Source organism: Ktedonobacter racemifer DSM 44963, assembly GCF_000178855.1.
Classification (GTDB): domain Bacteria; phylum Chloroflexota; class Ktedonobacteria; order Ktedonobacterales; family Ktedonobacteraceae; genus Ktedonobacter; species Ktedonobacter racemifer.
This window is the reverse complement of sequence record NZ_ADVG01000003.1, coordinates 1,312,315-1,326,044: the sequence shown is the minus strand read 5'-3', so window position 1 is coordinate 1,326,044 and position 13,730 is coordinate 1,312,315. Positions and strand designations below refer to the sequence as shown.

Sequence of the window (13,730 nt, the reverse complement as noted above, 5' to 3'; positions counted from 1 at the left end):
GATCCTCATTGTCCAGGCAGGGATGGTAATGACAAATGTGGCAAAAATGGAATAGGTACCTGGAGCCAGGAAAGGGTCAGGAGACCAACAATAGTCACAATGATAAGCAAGAGAAAGAATTGGCCGGACTCTATCATCGCCGAAGTCGAGACAGCCCCCTGGACCGTATGGTTATAGGCTTTCCGTATATAGATGGCCCCTCTACGCCTTCTTTTTCCCCAGATGGAGATAGTATCTCCCAGTGAGACATTGGCGCCACGCAGATAGCCATGTATACGCGCATCCTGTGGCTGACCATTCTCTCCACGCACACGTATCGTCGTTATCATAATTTTTTCTTGTTCCTTAGCGCGTACCTCATTCGGAACGGGCCAGAGAACATCGCGTAGCAGGCGTAGAAAGAAGCCTAAACCAGCTAGAGGCGGATTCTCCAGCTGTGATTGTACCAGTACCACCTTGCCCCAGAGTTCTGGCGGCCTGTGAGGGAAACCCGTAGGCAGCTTATCAGCCTGCCATGGAGCCTGTGAAGAAGTAGGAGATTGCAGCCCTCGCTCCTCACGTACAATGGTAAACATATCTCTTGAGGAACTCTCATAGGGAGCCAGGGACTGGTCTGCGACCGAGTAGGGAGACAACTCCTGGCGGGGTTCGAGCGCGGTAATCTCCTTAAGTATCATAGGAGGCTGCGGGGATTGAGTTGCTGGCAGTGGCAGGAGCGGCTGCGTTGAAGCGGAGTGCTTTGACGGTTGTATCGATCTAGCTTCTGGATAATCCTCCTCTTGCGTTACAAGCAGACCCGGTTCAAAAAACTGTACCGCTAGCTGCTCAGATGACAGGGGTGAACCACAATTGGTGCATACTTGTGCCTCAACAGAGAGCTTATTACGATAACCACACGTATCACACTTTATCAACGGCACGACTTCGCCTCCTTGCCAGTTAAGGTTCGTCCCTTCCCTCTATCTCTCATAGAGCAGGCTCAACGCCACATTTTGAGGGAAAATAGAAGTAGTTAGCTACTCTTATCTATTTTCCCACAAACAGACCACTTTTGAAAGGAAAAAGGACTTTATGACGCCTGGATAGAGATCTTAGCTCGCGGTCCGGGCGACATCAATCGCTCCTTTATACGTTTTTTCCATAACATTCAACCCAGAATTTGCTATATCCTGGCCAGCCTTTACCGCCTTTTCCAAAACGGCGCCCCAATTAGTCTTGCCTTTAGCACCATCTCCTGGCGCAGCGGCAGGACTATTGTGATTATTAATAGTGACATTGCCAAACACATGACCCGAACCAGAGACCTGTATCTGATTTTGATTGCCTTTAACATGGATGCCCGATTGATTAGAAATTTTGATATTTCCAAATTTCCCTCCTACACTCGGTGTAGGATTCCCTGCCTTAGTCAGATTCACACCAGCAGGTGCTGCACTGGTAGGTGCCTTAGCTCCTGATGTAGGACCAGCTGCTGCCTGACTGGTCGGTGACCAAACTTGCTTGTCTCCGGACCCAGGCTGGCTACCTGTCGGACTCGGATTGCTTGCTGACGCAGGTGGCTTAGAGCTACCTGTTGGATTGCTTGCTGACGTAGGTGCCTTAGAGCCGGTTGCTGGGCTGGTTGCTGACGCAGGCGGTGTAGCGGCAGACCCATTGGGATTATTAACAGTGACATTGCCAAACACATGACCCGAACCAGAGACCTCTATTCGATTTTGATTGCCTTTAACATGGATGCCCGATTGACTAGAAACTTTGATATTTCCAAATTTCCCTCCTACACTCGGTGTAGGATTCCCTGCTTTAGGCGGATTCACACCAGGAGGAGTTGAGCTGGCAGGTGGCTTAGCCCCGGACGAGGATGGCCTGGTGGGAGTTGGCATCCTGGTAGGGGCCGATGATTTCCTGAGTGAGCTAGGTATTTTGGGCGTAGATGGTGTCTTTATTCTAATAGATCGCATTGCACTCAATCTCCTTTTCCTGCCTATGCGGAAACCTGCAAGCGGGAGCACTAGCCGGCCGCGATAGTGACATTGGTTTCCACGTAAGAGGTTACTAAAACCACAAGCAAGTTCTTATTTGTTGAGCAACGAAGTCTATTGTCCTTATAATTAACAGTAAGATAGTGCAGCCGCCAAAACTCAGGTGAATTGTAGGGATTCTTATTCCGCCTCCTGATTATTCTGATTTGTAAAGTATGACTGTAATCCGTCGCTGGCTGCTACGCGTTCATACTCACTCATGTCGGCATTGGCAATAGTATGCAAAACCGCGCAATAGCCAACGCCAAATTGAGTAGAACTAGCTTCCTCGCTTGCTAACCAGCCTTGAACGAGCCTGATAGCAGTCTGCATAACAGCCTCGTATCGCTCTTCTGTTGTTGTATACGCATCATTTAGAAGCTCTCCCAGAAGCCACTGCATATCTTTGGGGGTCAATAGGGTATTTACATCACTGCGATACAGGCATTTGGCCTGGCAATGAACACATCCGTTAAAAGGTCCATGCCTGCGCTGCGAGAGCTGACTATATCTACTGATAAATCGCTCCAGATACTCCCCTGCCTGCTCAAACATCGCCTGGAGCTGCTGTAAACTTTCTTCAGTGTGAGAGGTGCCCTCCGCGTTTGCCATCTGATAGGTATAGGACATATGCGCGAGTCCATAGGTGAGCGCCGTACGTAATTCTTCTGTTAGAGGATACGGCCAGCCAAATCTGGCGCCTCGCGTTTGGATTAACTGCGCGCATCCCTGGACAAGTACCATGCGCAAGAGTTCATCTTGCTGCTCAGTGGAGAGATAGGCCATTTCAGTCTCAATACTCTCGGTAAAGCGTAATAGCGCAGTCATTACGCCCTCGGGCTGCACAACGAGACGTAGCAAAAGATTAGCCCAGAACCACTGGTTCTGCTCCATATCTAGCAGTTTCGTAGCGGCCTGGTAGAGGGTAGGATTTGGCCCTCCCATCAGAGTCGTTGGAATGTGGTAGGTATCATAATCCATGATGGCCTGAAACGCCTTGACCGAGGCGTACGTGCGGCCGGCACGCTTTAACTCAGCGTCAGATAAAGGTTGCAAATTGCGCTTGTAGTTCTCCATGCGCACCAGGTAGGAGTGATCCGCGCCCTCCGCGTAAACCACGGCCTGGCCGGGAGTGAGCACACCCAGGTGCATCTGCTGGGACGGATTCAAATTCATCGTCTGGGCCACGCTTTGCCGGTCATCCTGCGCAATCAAGCGGTGCGCGATCTTTAGATTGGTGTTTTTCAACACATCGGGCGCGAGCTTGCTGGGTATCTGCTCCGCGACCAGCACGCCCTGTCCGTACGCGCGGATCTCAGAGAGCATGTTGGTAAAGACCTCGACGGCCTGGGCGCGGGGGTTGGCCGAATCGGGATTGGAGGGCATGACAGGGCCAGTATTCTGGAGTAGGCGGTGAGCCTCCTCGAAGACAATCAGGTGGCGTAACTCATGTCCGGTCAACTTATTCTCATCAGTAGCCGTATCCGCCTGGAGGCGACGATATTCGTATAATTTGGAGAGCAAGAGGCCCATAATAAAGGTCTTCTCATCGTCGTTGCCGATCCGTTCAAGTTCAAGGATCGTTGGCCGCGCCAGGAGTTCAGCCATGGGAATACCACGCGCGCAATCGAGCATGAGCCCCTTCGCACCAATACGCAACGAGCCGATACGCGCTTTGAGCGAGGCTTTAATATGCGCGTCCGCCTCGGGATTGTACTGGAGGCGGTCCGCGACAACCTGGGCCTTGCGGTCGAGATCGGCCAGCGTGGGGAAGATTGGATACTTCTGGCGCTCCGTCCACCTGGTTAAGCGCCTGTTGGTGCCACTGGTAACATCCCAGCCTTTATCTTCATAAATTTCGTAGATCGCGGTCTCTAACACCTGGGGCAAGGGCGCATACATGGGGAAGGCCGCAGTAAAGACCGCCTTCAGAAAATCGATATGCGTCATCAGGGCACCACTTCCAGGTTCATCCGTTACCTCGAATTCGAAAGGATTGAGGCGAAACGGTGCCACCATCTCATTACCGAGCGTATAGATGCGGATATCGGCTCGATCCATCAAAGCATTGCGTAAGGAGCGATACTCGGTTTTCGCCGGCTCAATGACCAGAAATGGTTTGCGTGCCTCGATCACCTGGTCGAGGAGATTCATCACTGTGGTTGTTTTACCGCTACCTGTGACACCGATGACGACCGCGTGCTTGGTTAAAGCATCCAGGGAAATATCGAAAGTCTCCTGCGAATCATGACCATTATGGCGAATTTTGCCGAGGGGCAAATTGCCACCCTCTGGCGTGTCAAAATCGACATCGAATTTGACATAATCGTGGATCGCATATCCTGGCACCTCTTCACGTGGTAACTGGATCAGCGTCGCGACCTCCTGTGAACTGAGGAAGGTATAGTACTCCTCAAGAGAAGCCCCATATTTCTCACATATAGAGGCGCGCAGTGGCTCTGGACGCGAATCAGTACCAGCCAGTGTCCCCAACAAGAGCGAGGCAAGGCGCTGCGCGTCATCGGCTGTGCTGGCCCCAAAGTAGGTATGGACTATCCACTGGCCAGCAGCGGCCGCCTGGTCCAGGCGCTCAAGCTCGCGCTCTAGCAATTTTTTGAGGTATTGGGCCCGGTAGTTGATCATATCACCACTAAAGCTTTTCGTCTGCCCCCCCGAATCAATGGAGGTAAATTGCTGGTTCTCTTGCTTTGTGGATGACCACTGGACATGTGAGCGCGTCGTGATCTGGGTCAGCAGATCGACGGTGCGCATGCGCTCCTCGACAACCTTCTGCCGGGGCCGTGGGTGAGCCTGGACCATATACGCCCAGTTCGCGCCATGCATACCCCGAATGACGCGCTCCATTTGCGCCTGATCTTTGCTGCCATTCACATTGTGGCTAACCTGTTGCCCATCCTGTTCACTCTGGACGGAGGGGCGGTTAGGATCGAACGCCTTCCGGCTCGGTATACCTGTCAGCAATCCCTGGGCTTTAAAAGGGAAGCGCAGTAAAGCCACCAGGTCCTGCGTAGCCACTGGCTCTAACACAATTCCAGGAAAGACGCCTTCAAGGATACTTCTGGTTGTCTTCTCGGTTCCTAATGATATATACACGGCCAGTTTTGTCCCCGTCCCCAACAAAAGAAAGGTTAGATCGGCATGTCGCTGGTGATGGGCCCCTATGACGATATCCACCACATGGTGCGCGAAATCCATCTCCTTGTTCTGACTCCAAAAGTCAGTCAGACCCTTTATTTTGAAGAAAGCCTGCTCACCCTCTTCCAGTAAGTCTATTGCATCAAAAGTCTCTGGCGCGGCCCCCTCTAAATTATATCGTTCAAGCCCGGCAATGAGCTTCCCTAGCTTATTCAATGACTCAACATCAAATCCGGGAACCATAGAAGCAACCTTTCATGTAACTACTCAGTTTCTCTCTTGATGAGGTATTCTCAGCGCCTGCGGCGCTTCGCTGACCCAGCGAGCCACGTAGTGGCGAGAAGTCCTGAGTACACTCCCCTTTCAGAAAGAAGTTTATCTCGCCAAACAAAAGCATCTTGTACCTATACAATTGCCAGAATAGCATAAAAACCTTGTTTTTGATAGGTATAAATAGGGAAACTTTTTGTCCCCATTTACCCCTACCTGTTCGCAGCAATTTCTTCTATCATTTAGCTAATACACAGTCATATGTGTATGGTTATCGCGATTCTAACCTAATTTGGCCATTCTACATATCCAGTACTATTCGTGAATGTATACCAGAATAGCCAGATAGGGGCCAAAGATTGCTATTCTTCTTCCTAATGTGCTTACATACATGCAATGATGTAAAATCGGAATTAAGTTGAATTAGGGCGCGTTATGAGAATAAAGAAAAAGGGTACGCCAGAGTCAAAAGCAGAGCCACGAAAAAAGCGTCGCTGGCTTGCTTATCTTGATCTCATCATTGTATTCATTATCTTCAATATTGTACTGCTCCTCATTTTTCTGCTGCCTCGAACACATGTTGCGTCCTCCTCGGGGACCGCTCCGCAAAAGAAGCAAGGCAGTCAGACGAGCCTGGCTATTCCAGCCATACCTCATAATACCCAGAACGTAAATACGCCGCAGTCGTCCACCGACAATCCAGCGTGCACGAATGCGGAGCACCTGGATGGAAGCTGCCTGGAGGGTGTCTTTAATGATGATGGGGATACATACAAAAATACGAAGCGGGACCCGCAATACCAATCGCCTGTTCTGAATCCCATCTCCGATAGCAGCGCCTTATTTTTCTATACACCCTATAAATACACTGTTGATAACACCCAGGTGCGCGAGCTCTGGAAAGGCATCCTGATAATTGTCGATGCCTTTATTGTGCTAGTTCTCATGCTCAATGGTATCAGAGTCATCTTCTCGGGCATTGTTTTCCGCTTTGACAAGGCTGTTGAGGAGTTACCTGGCATCTTCCTCGCAATTATCGCGGCCCACCTCAGCATAACCTTTGTCATGGCCTTTCTGGGCCTGAATAATATTCTGGTTTATGATACCTACCAATGGTCGAGCACATACATCTTTCAAAGTGATGGGGTAGCCACGAGCGAAGGGAAAAACCCATACACAGTCAATATCGTCATTGGCAAAGGGCTTCACGGTACCCCTGAATACGATAACCTTCCTGATAGTCTGAAAAAAGACTGTCCATATACCGACTTCTGGGATGAGCAGGTAACGGAGTTTTTCAAGAGCCACCACTGGTTTGGAACCTATTACTGCAAAAATCTCCCGACCGATGCGATCGTAAGAAGCATCATGATACAAAAGGATCTTAATTTTACCGATCTCTTTGACAATCTACAGGACTTATCAAATGGGCTAAAGATAATCCTGAAGGTGATGGCTCTCATGCTTATGGCCCAGATGATCATTCGCCTGTTCTTTATTATTTTCTATATCGTTACCGCGCCACTTGGCCTGGCCTGCTGGGCCTTGCCGGGCAAGGTCGGCCAATCGGTAACAAATTTGTGGCTCAAAGGCTTTATTTCAACGGTTATGGTGCAGTTTGTGATGGTGGTTGCTCTGATTGTGATGCAAATGATGGCAGGCGCTATACTGCATTTCGTCGCTACACCGCTTACTACATCGGATCGTATGGATTATGGGCCTGGGCAACTCGACGTCTTTACACTCTTAAAGCTAATGTGCCTGTGCTTTTTCTGGTTTCTTATACGCATTCCCTCGCTATTGGGGACCGCGCCCATGCGCACTATGACAATGGCGGGACAGGCCATGGCCCAGGCCGTTAGCGCAACGATAGCTATTCAGATCGCGGAGGCTCAATTTGTCATGCAGTCGGTATCAAGCGGTGTCTCTATAGCTGCCGCCGCCCGCTAATGTAACTACACATGCAAAGAGAAGAACGACAACGAGAAATGCTTATGAACATAAAACGAATGCTCTTGCCTGGCATGAAACCGCGACGGCGGCGCTGGTGGCATTTCCTTGACCTTGTCATCGCACTAGTCGTGGTCAATATGATCCTGGGAACTCTGATCTTCTCTTCGCATTCGGTATCTTTAGTTTCTACCGGGAAGCAGGCTCATCTTACGGGACTGGCTGCCCTGACGGCTCCCCTTGAGCAATTACTATCCCATGGCAACACGCAAGCGCAGGCCGATCCCTGTGGGGGTGTGCAGGACGCCACCCAGTATGCTCAATGCGTACAGAATGTCGTCGAGCACTGTAATAATGATCCCACCGCAGTCCAGTGCAACGATCTCGCGCAGGCCTGCAGGACATCTATTCAACAGCTCCAGCAATGCCTGGATGGCATTAAAGGGAGAAATACCTATACACAGCAAAACCCTAAAATTCAGAACCCAATCTCAAAAAGTAGCCTGCTCTTCTTCGTTACGCCCTACGAAGTCAGCATTGCCAATCCACAGATAAACCTGCTCTGGGGCGCGTCCCTGAGTATTGTGGATATTTTGCTTGTGCTTGTGTTGATGCTGAATGGACTGTACGTCCTTATGGCGGGAACTAATTTTCGCTATGCCCAGGCAATTGAGAGTCTTCCAGGCGTGCTCCTGGCCATTATTGCCGCGCATATCAGTCTCGCCTTTATGCTCGCCATGCTCACAGCCGGCAATGCAATGACACAGGGCATCTATAACTTTGCGCAGAATAATCCTGCCATCCATCGCTCGCCCTCGGGCTTTAAAGATGGTGGGAAGACGCAGGATCTGTACCTGCATGTGCTATTCCCCTCATACAACGAGCATATGGGATCAAGCTTCAATGGGAATCCCAATCTTACTCCGCAAGAAGCTGCAAAGCAGTGGGGAACGCCTCAGACGGATCAAGACATAAAGCAGTTTCAAGACCTAGTTTGTACCTGGGAATGGACCAACTTTGATAGTAATTTAAGGCTGGAAATATTTGGTCCCAATGGGGACTATCACAATGGTGGTTTATACAACCTTTTTAAACAGCGCAATGATGATTTAAAGCAATATGATGGCAAGAAAGTTCCTGATAATGTGCAGATAGAGCTCGATAATATATTGGCTGGTATCGATAGAGACATGGAGAAGCTTAGCAGCGGGAGTGATCGCCTGGCCTGGTATAACGATGCCTTTGTGGGGACCTCGACCCAGGACTCCTGGGATAAGCAGATGGACGATGCCTGGAATCAATATGGCCAGGATATACCGCAGACCGAGAAGTTCCGCCTGGGAGATGATGGCCAGGGGCGTGGCGGTGAAGCCATACTTCGCGCGAACATTCATAAGCTCCTGCAAGGCGTCCCACCACACGAAGGCGACATGCTTGAGTATAGCTGCCAGCACGATGCCACAGGTAATACCTTTCAACTGGTGCCAGATGATCTGAACTTTAAGGATCTTTTTAAAAATATACAGGATCTCGTAAGCGGTGTATCGTTCTTTAGCAAGCTGCTGGCCTTGATGTTGTTGGGAATGATGATCGTGCGCCTCTTTTTCATTAATCTGTATATCGTTACAGCTCCACTCGGCATCGCTTGCTGGGCCTTGCCGGGTAAGATAGGGCAATCGATAACCCGGCTCTGGTTGCAGGGATTTCTCTCGACGGTCATGGTGCAATTTGTCATGGTGGTAGCTTTGATCGTGATCCAGGTCTTATTAGGGAATGTGCTGAACTTTGTCGGAAGCGATCCCAACCATCCCATAGGTAACCTGTCAAACAGTACGTTGAGTGAACTCATGCGCATCGCCTGTCTCTGGTTTGTCATGCGTATTCCCTCGCTCTTTGGTAACGCTCCCATGCAAATCATGGGAGCGGCGGGAGAGATGCTGGGACAGGTAGCCGTAACAACAATGCAAGCACAGGTAGCGCGTGCGCAAATGGTCATGCAAGCCGTTACCAGCGCAGTTGGAGTCGTCGCCTCATTTGCCCGCTAGGATGAAAAGAGAATTACATATGCTAAAGATAAAGAAAATGTGGCCTTTTAAACGCGGGCAGCCGCCGAAGCGCTGGTGGCAGTATCTGGCACTGGCAGGTATTGTGTTAACAGTGAATAGCATGATGCTTATGCTCAGGCTGCTCCCTACATTCCAGGTCACTGTTGCTACCGTTGCGCCACATATGCACCTGCCGGGCCCTATTATGGGCATAAACACCATTGCCAGCCCTCTTGAGCGAGCCTTCCACTTCCAGCTACAGGGCGACCCCTGTAGCGATCCTAACGCCACGCAGGAGCAGAAAAACCAATGCCTGGAGGGGACCAGTGGCTCGGGTACCTACACGGGCGATGGCAAGATCCAGAATCCTATCTCGAAAGGGAATGCTCTCTTCTTTTTCACACCTGCTGATATCACGATTGACAACGGTAGTGTCAGAAATCTCTGGGGCCTGATGCTCTTTTTTGTGGACATGCTGCTCGCGCTTATTATTGCCCTCAATGGGTTGAGAGTGATCTTCGCGGGCAGTGTCTTTCGCTATGCAAGCGCGATTGAGAACTTACCTGGCATCTTGCTTGCGATCATCGTGGCACACATCAGCCTGGTATTTATGACCATGATGATCGGGCTCAACAATAACATGGTCGAAGGCATCTATACATTCGCGCAAACCAATCCCAATATTCATCGCTCTGCCTCTGGCTTTGGCGCTGGAGATAAGAAGCTCTATACCTTGCACCTCTTTTTTCCCAGCGCGTTTCAGACTGATGAGCATACCTATGAATCTCAGACCAATGTGACCTGGCAGGATGCAGCAAAAAAGTGGCCAGGTCCGGATGCGCCCCAAGGCAGTGGTGCAAGTTCAACAAGCATTGATGTAAAGCAATTTAACCAGGATATGATCTGTCAAGTATATCAGATCAATTTCGATAGGACCCGTCGCGATAAACTCTTTGGCAATGGCGATGGTGCTCCACTCTATATGTATCTCGATTCCGTTGTCCGTTGGATGAAGTTGCAAACCGACGCGCATGGGGAGAGCATAAATCCTCAAGATCAGGCTGATCTCAATAAAATGTCGGGCACGATGAAATCCGACATTGCCACTATGGGAGTCCAGCCGTTGAAGTGGTACCAAGACTGGCAACAGATGAATGACGAAATAGATCGAATTCTGAAAGATGATTTTAAATATACGCGTACTCTTCCTGATCCTTTTTTTACATCTCGATTGCAATACAACGTAGCCATATCCTACCTTTTCTTTGGGGGAGCAAGGGGTCCTGACCCGCAGTCTGGCCCTGACTACATAGGAGACGCGATTATTTACTCGTGTGAGAATGACGCCACTGGCACAACCTTTCAGCTTGTACCTGATAAATTAGACTTCACCAGTCTCTTTGACAACCTGCAAAGCCTGGGCGATGCCACGCAAATAGTGGCTAAAATCCTGGCCTTGATGTTTCTGGCGCAGATGATCATCCGCCTCTTCTTCATTAACCTGTATATCATTACGGCGCCGCTTGGCATTGTCTGTTGGGCCTTACCCGGCAAGGTAGGGCAACCCGTGGCACGCCTCTGGCTCCAGGGCTTTATCTCGACGGTCATGGTGCAATTCCTGATGGTGGTAGCCCTGATTGTGATCCAGGTCTTATTGGGAAACATGCTGGCCTTTGTGGGTGGTGATCCTAATCATATCATCGGCAACCTGTCGGACGGGACGCTAAGGGATATTATGCGCATCGCCTGTCTCTGGTTCGTCGCGCGTATTCCCTCGCTCATAGGCAATGCCCCGATGCGTACCTTGACATCAGCCGGGCAGATGATGGGTCAGGCTGTAGGCGCAACTATCGCTATGCAGATCACACAATTCCAGATGATTACTCAGGTGGCGTCCAGCGCGGTATCCATCGCTGGGGCAGCTCGTTAGAAAGGGAACCAGAGGAAGGAACCTATGAGTAAAGTTAGAGGTAGCAGCGCCCTGGGACTGGGGGGTCTGGGTGGAGGCGGAGGCATACTGGGCTCATTTGGAGGCGTCGTAACCACGCTGGGCCTGCACATGTTCGCCTTTATCGTAGGTAGCCTCTTCCTCCTGGGAGGCATTGGAGGCTGGTGGACCGCCAATATGAAGGCTAGCTATGATAGCGAGATGAACCCACCTACGACCACGGCCTCTAGCGGCACACTCGATGGCGACCTGATGCAGATGATCAATTCTAAGAACGCGGTGCTGGTGGGCGTCGCCATCGAGCGCGTCTTGAAAGAGAACGCAAACGGCAGCCTCAATGTCGTTGACCGCAGCAACCCGGTGATGCAGGTCGTGATAAACAGGTTGAAGCAGGAGGGGGGCGGTTCAATACCGGATGAAGCGGACTTTGATCCCATGCAGTGTGCCTATTTCATCCACACGACCTTTCTGATGGCAGGCGTCGATCTTCCAGCACAGCCAACGGCACACGAATACTGGACGAATCGCGCCCCCTATGAAAGTCGTGGCTGGAATTATATTCCTAATGGCACGGGTATGCCCTCCCCTGGCGACCTGGTCGTGCTCGCGGGTCCCAATCCCGCCGGGCATATCGCCATGGTGGCAGGCGTCGATCCCCCCCAGGGCGGGAAAAGTGGCTACGTGTATATGGTGCAAGGCAATGCCCCCAATAACTATACCCAGAATGCCTCTGAACACCTGACCTTTATGCGCTGGTCGATCAATTCCTCTGGCTTGATGCAGTCTGGATGGAGTTCATTTACAATTGAAGGCTTTATTCATAACAAGGCCCTGAGTCAGCAATGGGGGGACCCCTTCCACGCCGCCTACACACCAACGGGAGGCGCAAGTTGCGACAAAAACGCGACACCACTAACAAACGATCAGGCAACTGCCCTGGCATCACAGGCGGGCTTTACCGGGCACTCGCTCCTGGTCATCGTAGCTATCGCGCATGCCGAGAGTGGCCTCAATCCCAAGAACTGTCTGACAAACACTGATCAATATCATTCCCTGGATAGAGGCATCATCCAGATCAATAACCACTGGCACAGCGAAGTAAGCGATGCCTGCGCCTTTGATCCCAAATGCGCCTTTGAGCAGGGTTATCGCATCAGCAACAATGGCACAAGCTTTACACCCTGGGCAACATATACGAATGGAAATCCTCCTCCCTATAGACAGTTTATGCCCAATGGAGAGGCGTGAGTTATGAGGTGTTCCCAGCGTCTGCGACGTATCAGCGGGTCAGGGTGTGTGGTGCTGGAGCTGGCTCCGCCAGCTCCAGCACCACACACCCTGACCCCAGCGAGCCACGCAGTGGCGAGAAGTCCTGAGTAGATACAAATTCTTGTAATTTGTTACGTATTTCATAGAATCTTAGCTTCTATATGGCTAATATGCGCTGGTAGATTGATTTTTGCCCATATAGAAGTTAAGATGCAACGGTAGGGTATTACTCATCAAAGAGAAAGGGACGACGAGCTTATGTTCTTGCTTCACATCACCCAGCTGATGATTGATCCGCACCTGGTTTTGAATCAGGTGCATGGGATTATTCCTGTATTCAACAATATTTCTTCGACCTTCCAGCACCTGGCCCCCCCTCCAACACCTGGAGATCCTAAATCAACTGGTGATCCTTATAAGGATATTGTCAATTTCGCAAATAGTATCAGAGGCCTTGTCTATGTACTTGGCTTTACGATCTTCCTGATCGGTATAATAGGCGCGGGCATTATGCGCATACTTTCCTTCGGTAGCGATCGGCGCGTGGCTATGTCCAATATGGCCTTGACGGCAGCGGTTATTGGCCTGATCATTATCTTGCTAGGGGCTGGCCTCTCCACTCTTCTCCAAAACGCATTCCAACAGTAATTGCATTGGAGTTTACAAAATGCAGAAAGAGGAGATACCAACATTTCTCAATGAGCAGCCAAAGGTGATATTTGGGCGAACGGGGCGGGAACTGCTTATCATCGTGTGTGGCATCGTGGGTGGATACTCCCTCTGGGGGAGTATCTCCCCCTTGCTGCCCGGTGCTTTGTGGGGCGTGGCAAGTGTCATTATCGCTTGTATTCCGGCCCTGCTGGCGCTTGTGATCGCGATGGTTCCTATCGCGGAACGTCCGCTGGAGGAGTGGGCCATGTGCTGGCTCCTCTATATCGGTATGCCCAGGGTTTTTATCTATAAACCTCTAGAGGATGATGATACCAGGGAGAACCCCGCGTTGGCGGAGGCACAGAAAAAGACGAAGCAGCAAATAAACGAAGAAGAAGATCTTCTCGAATAGCGCAAGGA

General features: G+C 50.7%; 10 protein-coding genes. 6 read left to right on the top strand and 4 right to left on the bottom strand.

What is annotated here, in order from left to right; all coding sequences use genetic code 11:
* Positions 1 to 5: 5 nt before the first annotated feature.
* The 4 genes from KRAC_RS34770 to KRAC_RS34755 all read right to left on the bottom strand — a co-directional run bounded on the left by KRAC_RS34770 (position 6) and on the right by KRAC_RS34755 (position 5,420).
* Positions 6 to 920 carry a hypothetical protein gene (locus KRAC_RS34770; RefSeq protein ID WP_007915501.1) on the bottom strand — a complete coding sequence of 305 codons (915 nt, stop codon included), beginning with the start codon at positions 918 to 920 and terminating at the stop codon, positions 6 to 8.
* Positions 921 to 1,091: 171 nt separating this feature from the next.
* Positions 1,092 to 1,418 (bottom strand): hypothetical protein, encoded by a 327-nt coding sequence (locus KRAC_RS34765; protein ID WP_040445550.1) that lies wholly within the window; start codon positions 1,416 to 1,418, stop codon positions 1,092 to 1,094.
* The gene (locus KRAC_RS34760) at positions 1,415 to 1,675 is read right to left on the bottom strand and encodes a hypothetical protein (protein ID WP_157507453.1); all 261 of its coding nucleotides are present in this window, start codon (positions 1,673 to 1,675) and stop codon (positions 1,415 to 1,417) included. The genes KRAC_RS34765 and KRAC_RS34760 overlap by 4 nt, the downstream gene beginning before the upstream one ends.
* A 487-nt stretch (positions 1,676 to 2,162) precedes the next feature.
* The gene (locus tag KRAC_RS34755) at positions 2,163 to 5,420 is read right to left on the bottom strand and encodes an ATP-binding protein (RefSeq protein ID WP_007915497.1); all 3,258 of its coding nucleotides are present in this window, start codon (positions 5,418 to 5,420) and stop codon (positions 2,163 to 2,165) included.
* A 462-nt stretch (positions 5,421 to 5,882) separates the two neighbouring features.
* On the opposite strand from KRAC_RS34755, the gene KRAC_RS34750 reads away from it, so the two are divergent.
* From KRAC_RS34750 to KRAC_RS34725, 6 genes are all read left to right on the top strand, one after another.
* Positions 5,883 to 7,397 carry a hypothetical protein gene (locus KRAC_RS34750; protein ID WP_007915493.1) on the top strand — a complete coding sequence of 505 codons (1,515 nt, stop codon included), beginning with the start codon at positions 5,883 to 5,885 and terminating at the stop codon, positions 7,395 to 7,397.
* A 44-nt stretch (positions 7,398 to 7,441) separates the two neighbouring features.
* Entirely contained in the window at positions 7,442 to 9,442 is a 2,001-nt protein-coding gene (locus KRAC_RS34745; protein WP_007915485.1) for a hypothetical protein, read from the top strand.
* 19 nt (positions 9,443 to 9,461) lie between these two features.
* Positions 9,462 to 11,372: a hypothetical protein gene (locus tag KRAC_RS34740; RefSeq protein WP_007915484.1), complete on the top strand. Its 1,911-nt coding sequence runs from the start codon at positions 9,462 to 9,464 to the stop codon at positions 11,370 to 11,372.
* A 24-nt stretch (positions 11,373 to 11,396) separates the two neighbouring features.
* The gene (locus KRAC_RS34735) at positions 11,397 to 12,638 is read left to right on the top strand and encodes a CHAP domain-containing protein (protein ID WP_007915483.1); all 1,242 of its coding nucleotides are present in this window, start codon (positions 11,397 to 11,399) and stop codon (positions 12,636 to 12,638) included.
* Positions 12,639 to 12,917: 279 nt separating this feature from the next.
* Complete coding sequence (locus KRAC_RS34730) at positions 12,918 to 13,307, top strand: pilin (protein ID WP_007915481.1); 390 nt, start codon at positions 12,918 to 12,920, stop codon at positions 13,305 to 13,307.
* Positions 13,308 to 13,326: 19 nt separating this feature from the next.
* The gene (locus KRAC_RS34725) at positions 13,327 to 13,722 is read left to right on the top strand and encodes a PrgI family protein (protein ID WP_007915476.1); all 396 of its coding nucleotides are present in this window, start codon (positions 13,327 to 13,329) and stop codon (positions 13,720 to 13,722) included.
* The last annotated feature ends 8 nt before the right edge of the window (positions 13,723 to 13,730 follow it).